The organism is Streptomyces sp. NPDC002580 (assembly GCF_042889485.1).
Classification (GTDB): domain Bacteria; phylum Actinomycetota; class Actinomycetes; order Streptomycetales; family Streptomycetaceae; genus Streptomyces.
This window is the reverse complement of record NZ_JBIAQZ010000008.1, coordinates 14,481-28,157: the sequence shown is the minus strand read 5'-3', so window position 1 is coordinate 28,157 and position 13,677 is coordinate 14,481. Positions and strand designations below refer to the sequence as shown.

Sequence of the window (13,677 nt, the reverse complement as noted above, 5' to 3'; positions counted from 1 at the left end):
GATCACCCGAGCAGCAGGGAAACGTCGTCCCCATGCGCCTTCCAGGGCGTGACGCAGTGCCGTGCGTCCGACCGGCCCGGAACACGCCGGACGCACGTGTCCCGGCACATGACCCGCACTTCTCGGCAGGTGCGCGAAGCGACGGTGGGTCGGTGAACCAGCTTCCGACCGCGAAGTCGCGCCGACGGTCCCGGACCCCGAGCACCCCCTGTGTCCATGCAGCCGCTCAACGCCTCCGCCACGGCCCAGGGCCTCGAATCCAAGGAGTCGCACCGATGTTGATGCCCCTCCCCGCCACCTTGCGGCGGCTCATTTCTCAGTACGAGATGCTCCTGGCCGAGGAGGCGCCCGATTCGGCGCAGCCTCCCAGCGAGGTCCTGCGCGATCTCGTGTACACCCTGTGTGTGTCGACGGGCACCCGTGAGATCACCGATGCCCTGGACACCGCCCGCTCCTGCCTGGCCAGGGCTGCGGCCGTCCCCTCCGCGGCGGCCGTTGAGCCCCCTCGTGAGCGGCGTCCGGCCGCCGGGGTGCCCGCCTCGCCCCCCATCGCCTCGACAGTCCTCCCGCACGATGCCGACCGGCACCGCGGCGTGGCCGTGCGCGCCGGGCGCCGAACCGTGTCACCTGTCGCAAGGGCCGGTCAGCTCGGTGGAAGATGAGGAGAAGGGCTTTGAACGAGCGGGCCGTGATCGTGCATCCGCCGACGGTCACCGGCCCACGCGGCGGAACTCCAGTACGAACGAGCGCCCCGACGAGGAGGCGAGCCGGATGGGTGAGCTGTTCGCTCCCGACCAGGACCGAACGAGCAGGCAGGGGCAGATCCCAGGTGCGCAGGCGGTGACCGATCAGGCGGTGGGGATCGTGATGGCCCTCGGGCGCCTGAGCACCGACCAGGCACGGACCGCCCTGATGGAAGTGTCCCGGCGCACCAACATCGCCATGCGCCGGATCGCCGAGCTCCTCACAGCCTGGGCATCGTGTGGCGAACTCAACCTCGGCATCCGCATCGCCCTGGAAGAAGCCATCCGGGACCAGGGCCGCGCGGCACGGCCGACCCGCCCAGCGGCTGAACGGTGAGGGAGAACCCAGGCACCCGCCCCCGGCCCCGGCGGCGCGCGTCGCGCGCGCGTCCGCGGTCGAACGTTTCCCCAGGCTTGCGCGCGGCCGTTTCCCCCAGCCTTGCGCGCGGCCCCGTCCGGGAGGAGCCGCCCGGGGGCGGGCTACGGAGTGGCAGCCCTGCTCATGCCTGCGCACCGCCCCCGCGGCGGTCCTCGCCACCGGGCTCCGAACCGGACGTCACGCGGCCCAGCGGTAGACGCTCCGGCCTTGACCAGCGGCGCTGCCGACGAGAGCGGCCGGGCCCCTCACGATCGCGTCGGTGATCTCCACGTCGATGATCTCGCCCTTCTCCGCAGGGAGCTGAACCCACGAGGCAGCTCCTAGGCTTTCGTGCTGCGGCGGGCCAGCCACAGCACGGTGATGCCGGCGGCGGCGACCAGGAGCAGGGCACGGTGGTCCCGCGCCACTCGCGCCGTCCGAGCCGTCCTGTGCCGCAGGGGAGCGGGCGCCTTCGCCTCCCATACGCGTTCGGTCTGGGCGGCCGCGGCACGCACTTGTCCAGCCGTCCGGGACGCCTTCACCTTGACCGGTCCGGGCACCTTGTCCTGAACCTGGGAGACGGCCTTCGCGCCGTGAACCCTCAATTCGCCTGCCTTGACGGTCGCTTGCCGCTTGAGTTCCCCGGCCCTCTGCCGGGCGCGGGCTTTGACATCTGTCTTGTCCGCGAGAGCCTGCACGGTCTCTCCGAGATCGTGGCGGGTCTGCTCGATCTGCTCGCGGAGTTCGTCGGGGCTGGGGGTGCGCCGATCGGCGGGCGTGTTCGTCATCGGTGTGCGCTCCTCTTGATCTCGGCCAGGTCGGCCTTGACGTTGTCGATGGTGCTCCGAGGTGCGGGTGGTGCCGCCTTGCTGATCTGCTTCTTTCCGCTGACGGCCAGGACCGCGGCGACCACCCCCAGAAGGACGGTCACGATGAGGGCGGCCGCCCATACCGGCACGACCAGGGCCAGGGCTGCGATCACGGTGGCCACCAGCGCCTGAAGCATCAGAATGCCGGCCGCCGAGGCACCGCCGAACAGGCCGCCGCTCTTGCCGTAGCGCTTGCCCTTCTCCGTCATCTCCGCCTGCGCCAGCTTCATTTCGCCGCGTACCAGCTCGGTCAGCTGCTTCGATGCCTGCTGCACCAGTTCGCTCACCGGCTCATGCCCCACGTCGTGCGTGCGCGGACCGGAGACGGACTCCTGTCGACCTGTACTCGACACGCGATCACCTCCTGCTCGTTGTCTTCGTGCCCTTGCGGTCCCCCGCCCCCGACGCGTGGGCGAGTACCCCGGATCGGGCGAATCAGCTGGGGCGATCCGCCAGGAACGACGCAAGCAGCATCGGCGCTCCAGGGAGATACCAGGTGAGTGCCACAGGGGTGGACCACGGCCCGGACTCGTCGAGGTTCCAGGCGCCGCAGGGGTTCGTGGTGCAGGGTGCCGGCTCGGTCCTGGACCGGATCGCCGGCCTGGGCGGCTCCAGTGAGGATGCGGACCTTCCGGCCTGAAATGACCGGAGTGTCGATGCTGTCTACGGTCTCAGTATCAGGTTCACCATCTCGCCGCTGGTCTGATCCGGTTGATCACGGGTCGGATCCCCGTTGCGTCCGTCCCGCGGCGACCGTGCGGTGGACGGTGTGGGGCGGCTACGCCCGGCGTCATCGATCGGTACGGGTGTCCAGGCGTCTGGAACGGAGCCAAGTGATCGGAGTGAGACGCGTGGAGAGAACCGCGCTGATCGTCATCGACATGATCAATGCCTACGAGCACGCCGACGCGGATCTTTTGATCCCGTCCGTGAGATCCGTGATCCCGCACATCGTGAAGTTGCTCCGGGCGCCCGGCGCCACGGTGTCCCCGTGATCTACGTGAACGACAATTTCGGTGTGTGGCGGTCGCATCACGGCGAGATTCTGGAGAGGGCGCTCTCGGGCCCTCACGCGGATTCGGTGGATCCCATCGATCCCGATGAGAGTGCGCTCTTCGTGATCAAGGCGCGGCACTCGATCTTCTACGACACTCCACTGACCTGTTCACTGGGCCAGCAGGGCATCGGTCACATCGTCTTGTGCGGTCAGGTGCCCGAGCAGTGTGTGCTGTACTCCGCCCTCGACGCCCGTATCCGTCACCTGGCGGTGACCGTCCCCCACGACGCTGTCGCCCATATTCATGAGGATCCGGCGGAAGCGGCCTTGGCGATGATGAAGCGGAACATGGCCGCCAGCGGCCCCGCCGCGTGGAATGTCAGGTTCTGACCGGCGCTGTTGGCGGAGTCTGTGGTGAAGCCGTGTCGACGGCTTCCGCTCGTGCGAGGGGTGCCCCGGGGCGACCTTCTCCGTCAGGGCCGGAGGCTCGCGTGGGCGATCGCGGCCAGGTCCGCTCGTCGAACATGGCGGGCGGCGGCATCGGGTTCGCCGTACCGGGTGCGGGGGGTCCGTCGAGATTCGGTCGAAGGGGGCTCGGTGCCAGGTCCGCGGGCCGACCGGGCGGGACTGCCGGAGTCCGTATCGGCCCTCGGTCCTCCGCGGACCGGCCGTCGCTGCGTCGTCGTCGGAGCTCCGCCGCGACCGGCATCAGCGCGGGGGAGGGGGTGAGAGGTGTCCTGTTCGGTCGCGACCGCTGCGGCGAGATGGCGTCGCGTTTCCTCGGAGAGGGGGTGCCCGTCGAGTGACCCGACCACATCCTCGGCCACGTGGCGCAGCTTGATGTTGGTGTGCTGGGACACATTGACGAGCACGCGCCAGGCGCATTCGGGGCTCAGTCGGTAGGACGCCATCAGTATGCCGCGGGCGAGATCGATGGTCGGCCGGGTCGTCATGGCCCGCCGGAGTTGTTCGACCTCGATGCGCAGGGTCCGGGTGGTGTCCTGGGAGCCGTTCCGGGGGGCGCGCGAAGCCGAGATGGCGTTCCCCGCGTGGTCGTGACCTTGGCGCTTCACTTGTGGGGAGTCGGGGAAGAGGTGTCGGGTACCTGCCAGGTCGAGCAAGTTCTCGATTGCGGGGCCGGTGGCCTGGAAGGTGAGTGTTCTGCCGAGCGTCAGGGCGTGCTGTCGTGCGTGGAGCAGGACGTTGAGGCCGGAGCAGTCGCAGAAGCCGACGGCGCTCAGGTCGAGGTCCACGCCGGTGGTGGAGCGGTCCAGTGCGGCGTGCAGGGCTTGGCGGAGTCGCTCTTCCGTGTCGATGTCGATCTCGCCGCATGCCTCGAGCACGATGCGGTCGCCGACGGTACAGGTTCGGGTCGCCAGCCACGGGCGCACGGCGGCGGCGTGTGGGGTCATCCTCGGGTCGACAACCGCGGGCTCTGACATGACGGCCTCTTCTCCGGGGACTCATGTGCTTCCCCCACCAGGCTCACCCCGCTCCCTCACGCACGTCAAGAGATACATGAACAAACTTTCACCCTTTTAGAAGCGTGAATTCTGAACCGTGTGCCGTGGGGGTGGCTGAGGTACCTGCCCCGATGCCCCGAAGCAGTTTCCCGTGGTGAAGCAGCGAGCGTCTCGCCTGTTCAGCGGGGATTCCTCGGGCAGCGCGAGTAGGCGATCGGTTGTCGTCCGTGCGGTTACTGCATGTGCTCGATGTGGCGATGCTCCGGTGACGTGGGGCAGACGTAGAGCTGCTGTCGGCCGCCGCCGCTGCCGATGCGGATGGCGGTCGGTTGTCTCCGAATCGGGTCGATGACGGGCGGTGCGTCGCGGATGTCGCAGCGGACGTGACCACGGTCGTACACCTGGATGCCTTGGGCGCGGAAGAAGTCGATCAAGGCCTGGGTGTCCGGAGTGGCCGTGGAGGACGGCTCGGCGCGGGCTCGGTGCTCGCGGCCTTCGCCAGGGATCCAGCTACGCGTGTTGTGGTCCCATTCGAAGGTGTGGACGGTCAGCAGCGGATCCATCTCGGCGTCGCAGTCCGGGCAGAGCCGGGGGGCGGGGTCGGTGCAGCCCCAAGAGGCCCAGCCGCCGACCTTCCAGCCGGGTGCGACGGACAGGGTGTCCCGGTAGAAGTCCTCAGGGCAGGACTCGTAGGACTGGTTCACGGCGGCGCCGGCGATCTGCCACCGGCTCCACTCCCCGAGCGGGTCCCGTAGTTCTTCGCTCAGCTCCATGGGGTGGGGGTACTCGGTGATCTGCTCCGGAGCGAGCAGGCACGGCTCGGGCACGTAGTGGTCGAACTGAACCATGGACGGTTCCGGGGGCGCGACGAGGGTGTCGGTGACCTTGGCCGCGGACCGCCAGAACAGTTCGGTCCTGGGCGCCAGCGGAGGGTGGTCGAAAGGGCACCACAGCACTTGGAGCAGATCCGTCCCCGCGGGCGCGGGCAGACCGGGCACGTCACGCACGTACAGCTGCGCCAGCGGCAGCATCGCCGTCGAACCGTCGTCCGGTCCGGCGGCCGTGGGAGCCGTCGGACGGTCCCGCGCCGGACGGATTCGGGCGAGGGTCTCCCGCTCCTGCGGGGTCAGGCTCCTGCCGTGCGCGGCGGCACGGACGCGGCGCTCCAGTCTCACGTCCGCCAGGGGCACGGCCGGGCGCCCGTCGGCCGGTCCGTGCGGGCCGTCGCAGCGCGGCCACGGCTCGTCGGCGGGCCACAGCAACGGCCCGCCGACCGAACTGTCGCGCGATGACGGAGACCCGGGGCAGGGGTGCAGCCGGGTCGCCGTGCGTGCCAGTGGGGCCAGCCGAGGAAAGAGCTCGGTGACGTCGAGCGGCCGTGACGGGGTGGTCCGGGAGGCGTCCATGGCGGTTGATGCTGTCAGCAGCCTCTGACAACAGGCGAAGCGACCAGAACCACCGGTACCAGGACGACAGCTGTGGCGGGTGGATGAGCGGACCGGAGAGGTCAGGCGCATCTGCCCCGCGGGCCAAGTCACCGACATCGATCGTCATGGCTGTCACCCGCGCGACAGCGGCCGGACACGACGCGAGAGACGCGGCCGGGCGTCTCTCGCACAACCGCGGATGCGCGGCGGCCAGGTGTGGCTACGCTGCCGGGTATCCGCCGACGGCCCGCCGGTAGGCCACGTGTCCGCCCAGCGCGCCACTGACGGCTACCGCCGCCAGACCGCCCCATGACCACAGCCTGCCCTTCGTCGTCCGGCCTCGGAGCCGTGCGGTCAGGGAGACGGTGTAGCAGGCCACCGCCGCGACATTGGTGACCGCGTGGGCCAGGCCGACCCGGGCCTGTTCGGGTGGCAGGTCCGCCCAGTCGGCCCAGCCGGCGAGCGCCGCCGGGGCGATTCCGGCCAGACCCACGGCCGTGAGGATCGTGGGCCCGCTCCGGCCGGCCGGCATGAGGTCCAGTACGGCGGCCGACAGCCAGCACCCGATCGGCACCTGCACCAGGACCGGATGAACGGGGTGCCCCAGGGGCCTGCCGCGCAGCAGATCACGTACGTCACCCAGGGGAAGCGAACCGATCTTTCGCTGAAGCGCCCGGATGGCCGGATCGGCCGCCGTCGACTGTTCGATACGGGCCAGGGCCGTCAGCCACACGGCCGACGGCGCGGCCGGATCCGATGGGTCTTCGGGTTTGACGAAGGGGTCGAGAACATGTGAGTCCATGAACCACGCGTACCCGGCGTCACGCCTCCGTCCCACCATCGCCTCGACTGCACTCGAACGGCCTGCCATCGGCCCTCGACGCGCCGCGTGCGGGCCGGTGTGTTCGGAACCAGGCCTGCGCGCCGTGTCGCGTGGAGCCCGCGACCACGAAGGAGGTCCACGACTCGCGTCCCGCCGGAACCCGCGATGTCACGAACGGCGGGGCTGTCTCGTCCTGGATCTCGGAGACGGACTTCGACACGCGGAAGGTGATGACTGTGCGGGTGTTCGTAGCAGGCGGGACCGGTGTCCTGGGGCGCCGGTTGGTGCCCCGGCTCGTGGCGCGCGGCCATCGGGTGACGGCCACGACGACGAGCGCGGCCAAGTTCGGCCCGGTGGAGCGGATGGGCGCCCAGGCCGTGCTGATGGACGGACTGGACGCCATGTCCGTCGGCGAAGCGGTGGCGGCCGCCCGGCCCGACGTGATCGTGCACCAGATGACCGGGATCTCCCTGGCACACGCCGGTAAGCCCGACCTCAAGCGCTTCGACCGGTGGTCCGTGCCCACCATCCGGCTGCGAACCGAGGGGACGGACCACCTGCTGGCCGCGGCCGAGGCGGCCGGCGTTCCCCACTTCGTCGCCCAGGGCTACGCCAACTGGAACGGCATCCGCGAAGGCGGATGGGTCAAGACCGAACAGGACCCGCTGGACCTGCACGAAGGGACGCCCGCGTACACGGCGATGGCGGCACTGCGCCACGTCGAGGACGCGGTCGGCGCGGTCGACGGCGCGGTGCTGCGCTACGGCGCGTTCTACGGACCCGGCGCCAGCGAAGACCAGCTCGAACTCGTCCGCAAGCGGCAGTTCCCCCTGGTCGGGGCCGGCACCGGCCACGCCTCCTGGATCCATCTCGACGACGCGGCGACCGCCACCGTCCTGGCGGTCGAGCAGAAGGCGCGGGGGGTGTTCAACATCGTCGACGACGAACCGGCCCCGGAGAGCGCGTGGCTGCCCCACCTGGCGGCGTGCGCGGGCGCGAAGCGGCCGAGGCGGGTCCCGGTGTGGCTGGCCCGGCTGTTTGCCGGGCCCGTGGTGGTGACGATGATGACCGAGGGCCGCGGCTTCTCCAACGCCAAGGCCAAACGGGAACTCGGCTGGGAACTGCGCCATCCGTCGTGGCGGCAGGGCTTCCAGGAGGGTTTGGTGTGACGCGGACCGAGAGCTTCGAGGAACTGCGCCCGCTGCTGTTCTCCATCGCCTACCGCATCCTGGGCAGTGTCGGCGAGGCCGAGGACGTGGTCCAGGAGACCTGGCTGCGCTACGAGCTCTCCGAGACCCCGCCCGAATCGGTGAAGGCCTTCCTGTCGGCCGTGGTCACCCGGGTCGCGATCGACGTCCTGCGCTCGGCCCGCCTGCGACGCGAGGAGTATGTCGGATCGTGGTTCCCCGAGCCGCTGCTCACCGACCCCTACGACGACCCGGAGCAGTCGGCGGAACTGGCCGACTCGCTGTCGATGGCCTCCCTGCTTCTGCTGGAACGGCTCTCTCCGCTCGAACGGGCGGTGTTCGTGTTGCGGGAGGTGTTCGCCTTCGGCTTCGCGGACATCGCCTCGGCGGTGGGCAGGTCGGAGGCGGCGTGCCGGCAGCTCGCCGTACGGGCGCGCCGTCACATGGACGCGGGTCGCCCCCGGTTCGAGGCCGACCGCAAGGAACGCGATGAACTCGCCGCGAGGTTCCTCGACGCGGTCCGCGAAGGCGACGTCGAAGGACTGCGGAAACTGCTTGCCGCCGATGTGGCACTGCTCGGCGACGCCGGCGGCAAGGCCCCGCAGTGGGCCAGGGGATTCGCGGGCGCCGACGCCGTGATCGAGGTGCTCGCCGCTCTTCTCCCGCCGTTCGTCGGGATCGGCGGCATCGTCGAACCGCACCAGGTGAACGGACAGCCGGGCGCGGTCTTCCGCGACCGGGACGGGAAGATCCTCGCCACGTGGACACTCGACATCCTCGACCAGCGGGTCCAGACGATCCGCGCTGTGAGCAACCCCGACAAGCTCGCCCACATGGGCCCGGTGGCGGACGCCTGGGCAGTCCTGCGCGAAACACGACAACTCCCTGCGGACGCGGACTGACCGAGAGTCCCTGCGCACTCCTGACCCATGCTGCCCGTTCTCCGTCTGATCCGTCTGATCCGCTCCCCGGTGAGCGAGGGCGTACCGGAGTCTGCCTGCGGCCACGTGCTCGCCGAGCCACGGACCCCCGGCGCCCGGTGTGCGGGGGTGCTGCCGGCCCCTGTGACCGGGCCCGACCGGTGCGGAGGACCGGAGGGACCGCCACCCGGTGGGGCGCGGAACACCGCAGGTCGCACGCGCGGCGAGTGGCGGCTCACGGCTCGTGCGGCGAGCGTGCCCACGAAGGCATGTTTGCGGCCCTGGCCGAGGGGCACTCGGCAATCCGTGCTTCGGACCGAAGGCGCACGCCCTGCGGGGATCGTTCTCCCTGCTCGCTGCGATCTCTTCGGCGGGCCGGGCAGAGTTCCCGCGCGGTGAATCCCTGACAGACACTGTTCAGGCCGCGCTCGACATCGCGTTCCGGGCCGTCCTGAGCCCCGCGTTCAGGAGCCCGCCCGTGCTCACTCACATGACCGCGAACCGTTCGCACGCCGGCAGTGACCCCGCCGCCTCGCCCGCCGCCGCACGCCGCACCCATCACGATTCCCCCGCGGACGCCGCCGCGCTCTTCGCGCGACTGGCGGAGCTGCCGAGCGGACCGGAGAGGGACGCTCTGCGCGACGAGCTGGTGGCGCTGTGGCTGCCTATGGCTCACCGCATCGCCGGCCGCTTCCGCGACCGGGGCGAGGACATCGAAGACCTGCGCCAGGTGGCGGCCCTCGGCCTGGTCAAGGCCGTCGACCGCTTCGATCCCACCCGGGGAGCCTTCGAGAGCTACGCCGTGCCGACCATCACCGGCGAGGTGAAGCGACACTTCCGGGACCGCACGTGGGCCCTACGGGTGCCTCGTCGGGTGCAGGAGCTGCGCAACCGGGTACGCGTGGCGCGCCGCGACCTCATGCAGCGACCGGGCAGCCCCGAACCCACCGCCGCCGACATCGCGGCCCGCACCGGCCTCACCGGGGAAGAGGTGGCCGCCGGCCTGGAGGCGCTGGAGAGCTACAGCACCCTCTCCCTGGACGCCGAACTCGCCACGGGCGACGACGGATGCAGCCTCGCCGACATCCTGGGCACCACGGAACCCTCCTACGACGTCATCGTCGACCGGGAAGCGGCCCGCAAGGCGCTGAGGCGGCTCCCGGAACGCGAGCGGACCGTCCTCTACATGCGCTTCTTCCAGGACATGACGCAAAGCCGCATAGCCGACCAGCTCGGCTTCTCCCAGATGCACATCTCGCGGCTCATCACCCGCAGCTGCGCCCACGTACGCAGTGAGGTGCTGGGTGAGTGCGAGTGCCCCACCGGCCCCGGCAGCGCCTCCGCGGTGTGACGGTCGGTGGTTTGCCCGAACCGGGTGGCCGGGCCGACCGTCCGTCGACCGACGGTCGGCGGTTTCACCCCTGCACCGAGGGCACTCGGCCCGTGAGAATGCGCGGAGGTACTGAGATGAGCGCCGCAGAGAAGGCCAAGGCAAGGGCCGAGCAGATGGCTGGTAAGACCGTGCGCAAAGCTGCTCACGCGCTGCACAAGAACACCCTGGAGGCGAAGGGCGCCGCCCTCGAGGCACGCGGCATGGCGCGAGGCACGAAGGAGAAGGCCAAGGACTCCTTCAAGCGCTGACACCACCGCGGTCGGTGCGGGACGGCGGACGCCGTCACCGAGATCCGTCCGGGGGCTCGCGGCCGCGCCCTGCCGCGTTCGGCACTTTCCTGCGACGCCAGGGCCGACCGATCACTGCCCAGGTCCCCTGCCGGGGGTGCAACGGAAGCGGGCGGGTGGGCGGAGGATGTCCGCCCACCCGCCCGCTGGAGCGGCGTGGTGGAGGTCAGGCGCGGTGGCCCTCGTAGTACTCGCCGATCTGCTCGTGATAGCCGACGTCGCCGATGTGCTTGTCCTTGTCGAACTCGGGTGAGTCCTTGATCTGGTCCTTGGTGAGGGCGACGTAGATCTTCTGGTCGACCTGGTCGATCCGCTGCACGGTGCCGGCCGGCAGCAGAACGTGCTTGCCGAAGATCCACACACCGGTGTCGACGACGAGGTACGCGGAGCTGACGTCGTCCGAGTGCTTGTCGACCTTCCCGATGCTGCCATCGGTCGCCTCGACCTTGTACCCGGTCAGATCGGTGCCCGCGATGTGGCCGGTGGTCGGCTGGTAGCCCCAGATGCTGTCACTCATGAAACGGCTCCCTCTCAGAAACTATTGCTGTCCGTATTTCCGCTGTCTGTCGCGGGAATTCGGTCACGGAAGAAGCGTCGCAAGTTTATGCGGTACTTCCCCTGACCGCCGGGTGCCCCTCCTCCCGTACTCCACACACGTGCGTCGGTAGAAATTCGGACATCCCAGGTCGCCGTGCCGGAGGCCCAGTTCACGGCCCGCTTTCCGGCTGCCCATCGATACCCCGAAACGGTGGAACGATGCCGTTCGTTCCACCGGAATCCAGGAGGCAGCGCAGTGGGCCCCGACGTCACGCGGCGTCGGGGCCCACTGTGTCTATGCGCAGGTGTGGTCCGCCTACCAGCGGTACCAGCGGCCCCGCTTGCCGCCGCTGGCCGCAGGGCGGATCACGAAGCCGAGAATCCACACCACCAGCACGATGACGGCAATCCACCACAGGGCCTTGAGCGCGAAACCCGCACCGAAGAGAATCAGGGCCAGTAGAAGAACTAGAAGAACAGGAACCATGGTTATCAACCTCCGGTCCCTCTTGTGCCCGGCGCGGTGATCTCCATTCCTGTGAATCTCGCTCATTCCTGTCGTGCTTGGAAAGGTGAACACTTCCGGGGCGGGGACAGACGCGTGGCTCCTGGAGAGGCGACGGGGGTGCCCCCATGTCCTTGGCCGAGGGAAACGGGAGTGCGTTGAGTCGGCGGTCCGGGCAGCATGGTGAGTCGACGTCGACCTGCGGGAGTCGGAGGGCCAGGAACGACTTGATGTGCTCTGCGGCTTCCTCGGGGAGATCGGGCGGCGGTTGGGCGATCCGGTGCTGATGGACCCTGAGGGTGAGTACGGTCATCCGGTGCTCGGCTTCGACGCCGAGGCTGATCGAGTCGTTCTGCTTGCAGACCCGCAGGTCACGTAACTGTGCTGACGGGCTCGTCGGTGGGCAGGTGCTTGTCGAACGCTTTCGTCCGACCCCGCCTGGGCACCGAGCTGCCACAACCATGTCATGGAGGGTTCTCCGGCCGGTCCGATGCGGGACAGGGCTTTCGTCCGTCGGTTGCAGGGGCGCGCGGGTTCCCGGTGGGACCTGTTGTTGCCCGGCGGGAAAACGGGGCACTCAGGAGATAGGTCGGTCAGATGGCCTACCCCCTTGGGGTCTGACTGGCTCAGGTTCCCCTGGTTCGGCCACGTGTGCTGGGGGAACCGTCCCATGACGGTCCCGGACCCACCGAGCGGAACCTCTGGAACTGTGTCTTCAGAGCGCGGTTGTCCGGCGTCAGGCACAGAACGGGGCGGCGCGGTTCACGGGTGCGTGTGGGCGGGCGCGGAGGAAAGGTGGCGAGCATGACGACAACACTCGGCGCCTTCGTCCTGGGCACCCCCGACCCTCCGGCGCTCGCTGATTTCTACCGAAGCCTGCTGGGTTGGCAGGAAGTCGAGCGTGAGCCGGGGTGGGTGCGTCTGAGGGCCCCGGATCGGGAACGTCCCGGCCTCAGTTTCCAGTTGGAGACCGATCACATTCCTCCTGCGTGGCCGCAACGACCTGGCGATCAGCAGATGCAGGCGCACTTGGACCTCCAGGTCGACGACCTGGAGGCCGAGACCGAGCGGGCTTGTGCCCTGGGCGCGAGGCTTCAGGAGTACCAGCCCGAGGACGATGTCCGTGTCCTCCGTGATCCGCACGGCCATCCGTTCTGCCTCTTCCTTCCGGGTGCCTGAACGCCGAACGCCGCACCCCGGGTCGTTGACCCGGCACGGCGGCTACGTCGGCCGATGCCCCGTCCGTCCCGGTCCGGACGGCGTGTTGAACAGAGGCGTGCCGAACTGAGGCACGAACCGGTTGTAGCGATCTGTACAGGTCGCTACGCTTCTCGGATGAAGCAGATCAACGTGCGAGTGGACGATGAGATCCATGCCGGGATCGAGAGGCGGGCCGAGGCCGCGGGCCTGACCGTGCCGGAGTACGCCAAGCAGGTCCTGGCAGACGAGAGCAACGACCTGCGGCACCGCTTCCTCACCGCGGGCGCGCACTTCGTGGACGCCTTCGCCGACGCCTTCACCGAGGAGTTCGGAAGCCCGAGCGCCGACCGTGGGCCGGTGGCCGCCGCGTGATCGTGCGCATCGACCGCGCCTGGCTCCTCGATCTCGCGCACCGCCACCTTCCCGGGGACCCCAATGTCCTCGACTTCGGAACGCTTGCGGCCGCGGCCGCCCGGCACTGCGACTCGGTCATGGACACTCCCGTGTACACCGAGGCGCACCACCGTGCGGCCGCGCTCATGCATCAGCTCATCCGCTGTCCGGCGCTGGAGCACTCCAACGAGCTGTTCGGGGCGGTCGTCGCCGCCTCCTACCTGTCGGTGAGCGGGGTCATCGTGGACGTGCGGCCCAAGCAGGCCGCCGCTCTCGCGGCCCGTATCAGCCGCGAGGCCCTGGACGTGCGGAGCATCGCCGCCGAGATCAAGGGATGGGCCGCCCGCTGAGCCCGGCACCCCCTCCCTGATCTCGCCCTCGCCCTCGCCCTCGACTTCGACCTCGGGAGCTTCGGTCTTCTCGGCTCGGGGGCAGGACCGGTCCCGAAGCCGTCCAGGCCGCCGCCGGGCCGTGGGGGGGCCCCCCGCGCCCCGGGGCGGGGCCCCGGCCCCGGCCCCCCCCCGGTGGGGTTGCGGGCCCGCCGCGGCTGACCGGGCCGTGCCCCGCTCGCGCCC

17 protein-coding genes and 2 pseudogenes are annotated in these 13,677 nt (G+C 69.9%); 12 read left to right on the top strand and 7 right to left on the bottom strand.

Annotated elements, in window-relative coordinates:
- Positions 1 to 32: 32 nt before the first annotated feature.
- On the top strand, positions 33 to 662 hold the full coding sequence (locus ACFYW7_RS24090; protein WP_389505664.1) for a DUF5133 domain-containing protein: 630 nt from the start codon (positions 33 to 35) through the stop codon (positions 660 to 662).
- Positions 663 to 771: 109 nt separating this feature from the next.
- Positions 772 to 1,080 carry an ANTAR domain-containing protein gene (locus tag ACFYW7_RS24085; RefSeq protein WP_389505662.1) on the top strand — a complete coding sequence of 103 codons (309 nt, stop codon included), beginning with the start codon at positions 772 to 774 and terminating at the stop codon, positions 1,078 to 1,080.
- 362 nt (positions 1,081 to 1,442) lie between these two features.
- Here ACFYW7_RS24085 and ACFYW7_RS24080 read toward each other — a convergent pair whose 3' ends face one another.
- Positions 1,443 to 1,889, bottom strand: a complete 447-nt coding sequence (locus ACFYW7_RS24080; RefSeq protein WP_389505660.1) for a DUF3618 domain-containing protein — start codon at positions 1,887 to 1,889, stop codon at positions 1,443 to 1,445.
- Entirely contained in the window at positions 1,886 to 2,257 is a 372-nt protein-coding gene (locus ACFYW7_RS24075) for a phage holin family protein (protein WP_389506432.1), read from the bottom strand. Before ACFYW7_RS24075 ends, ACFYW7_RS24080 begins: the two co-directional genes overlap by 4 nt.
- Before the next feature lie 209 nt (positions 2,258 to 2,466).
- Here ACFYW7_RS24075 and ACFYW7_RS24070 point away from each other — a divergent pair, with 209 nt between their 5' ends.
- Positions 2,467 to 2,610, top strand: coding sequence for a hypothetical protein (locus tag ACFYW7_RS24070; protein ID WP_389505658.1), 144 nt, complete (start codon positions 2,467 to 2,469; stop codon positions 2,608 to 2,610).
- 211 nt (positions 2,611 to 2,821) lie between these two features.
- Positions 2,822 to 3,357 (top strand): annotated as a pseudogene (locus ACFYW7_RS24065) (isochorismatase family cysteine hydrolase).
- A gap of 83 nt (positions 3,358 to 3,440) precedes the next feature.
- Here ACFYW7_RS24065 and ACFYW7_RS24060 read toward each other — a convergent pair.
- From ACFYW7_RS24060 to ACFYW7_RS24050, 3 genes are all read right to left on the bottom strand, one after another.
- Positions 3,441 to 4,409: an ANTAR domain-containing protein gene (locus ACFYW7_RS24060; RefSeq protein WP_389505656.1), complete on the bottom strand. Its 969-nt coding sequence runs from the start codon at positions 4,407 to 4,409 to the stop codon at positions 3,441 to 3,443.
- Positions 4,410 to 4,663: 254 nt separating this feature from the next.
- Positions 4,664 to 5,836, bottom strand: a complete 1,173-nt coding sequence (locus ACFYW7_RS24055) for a hypothetical protein (RefSeq protein WP_389505654.1) — start codon at positions 5,834 to 5,836, stop codon at positions 4,664 to 4,666.
- Between the two features lie 241 nt (positions 5,837 to 6,077).
- Positions 6,078 to 6,659, bottom strand: a complete 582-nt coding sequence (locus ACFYW7_RS24050; RefSeq protein WP_389505652.1) for a DUF2231 domain-containing protein — start codon at positions 6,657 to 6,659, stop codon at positions 6,078 to 6,080.
- 251 nt (positions 6,660 to 6,910) lie between these two features.
- Here ACFYW7_RS24050 and ACFYW7_RS24045 point away from each other — a divergent pair, with 251 nt between their 5' ends.
- The 4 genes from ACFYW7_RS24045 (at position 6,911) to ACFYW7_RS24030 (ending at position 10,428) form a co-directional block, all read left to right on the top strand.
- On the top strand, positions 6,911 to 7,849 hold the full coding sequence (locus ACFYW7_RS24045) for an NAD-dependent epimerase/dehydratase family protein (protein WP_389505650.1): 939 nt from the start codon (positions 6,911 to 6,913) through the stop codon (positions 7,847 to 7,849).
- Complete coding sequence (locus ACFYW7_RS24040; RefSeq protein ID WP_389505648.1) at positions 7,846 to 8,769, top strand: RNA polymerase sigma-70 factor; 924 nt, start codon at positions 7,846 to 7,848, stop codon at positions 8,767 to 8,769. Before ACFYW7_RS24045 ends, ACFYW7_RS24040 begins: the two co-directional genes overlap by 4 nt.
- Positions 8,770 to 9,277: 508 nt before the next feature.
- Positions 9,278 to 10,138: a SigB/SigF/SigG family RNA polymerase sigma factor gene (locus ACFYW7_RS24035; RefSeq protein ID WP_389506430.1), complete on the top strand. Its 861-nt coding sequence runs from the start codon at positions 9,278 to 9,280 to the stop codon at positions 10,136 to 10,138.
- A 116-nt stretch (positions 10,139 to 10,254) separates the two neighbouring features.
- Positions 10,255 to 10,428, top strand: coding sequence for a hypothetical protein (locus tag ACFYW7_RS24030; protein ID WP_389505646.1), 174 nt, complete (start codon positions 10,255 to 10,257; stop codon positions 10,426 to 10,428).
- A 205-nt stretch (positions 10,429 to 10,633) separates the two neighbouring features.
- Here the strand turns inward: ACFYW7_RS24030 and ACFYW7_RS24025 are convergent, their stop codons facing one another.
- Both ACFYW7_RS24025 and ACFYW7_RS24020 read right to left on the bottom strand, forming a co-directional pair.
- Entirely contained in the window at positions 10,634 to 10,984 is a 351-nt protein-coding gene (locus tag ACFYW7_RS24025; RefSeq protein ID WP_389505644.1) for a PRC-barrel domain-containing protein, read from the bottom strand.
- A 336-nt stretch (positions 10,985 to 11,320) separates the two neighbouring features.
- The gene (locus tag ACFYW7_RS24020; RefSeq protein WP_389505642.1) at positions 11,321 to 11,491 is read right to left on the bottom strand and encodes a hydrophobic protein; all 171 of its coding nucleotides are present in this window, start codon (positions 11,489 to 11,491) and stop codon (positions 11,321 to 11,323) included.
- A gap of 208 nt (positions 11,492 to 11,699) precedes the next feature.
- Here ACFYW7_RS24020 and ACFYW7_RS24015 point away from each other — a divergent pair.
- The 4 genes and pseudogenes from ACFYW7_RS24015 to ACFYW7_RS24000 all read left to right on the top strand — a co-directional run.
- Positions 11,700 to 11,888 (top strand): annotated as a pseudogene (locus ACFYW7_RS24015) (hypothetical protein); the annotation flags it as partial.
- A gap of 425 nt (positions 11,889 to 12,313) precedes the next feature.
- Entirely contained in the window at positions 12,314 to 12,688 is a 375-nt protein-coding gene (locus ACFYW7_RS24010; RefSeq protein WP_389505640.1) for a VOC family protein, read from the top strand.
- A 156-nt stretch (positions 12,689 to 12,844) separates the two neighbouring features.
- Positions 12,845 to 13,081 carry a plasmid mobilization protein gene (locus ACFYW7_RS24005; protein ID WP_389505637.1) on the top strand — a complete coding sequence of 79 codons (237 nt, stop codon included), beginning with the start codon at positions 12,845 to 12,847 and terminating at the stop codon, positions 13,079 to 13,081.
- Positions 13,078 to 13,452, top strand: coding sequence for a fic family toxin-antitoxin system, toxin component (locus ACFYW7_RS24000; protein WP_389505634.1), 375 nt, complete (start codon positions 13,078 to 13,080; stop codon positions 13,450 to 13,452). The genes ACFYW7_RS24005 and ACFYW7_RS24000 overlap by 4 nt, the downstream gene beginning before the upstream one ends.
- Positions 13,453 to 13,677 lie beyond the last annotated feature (225 nt).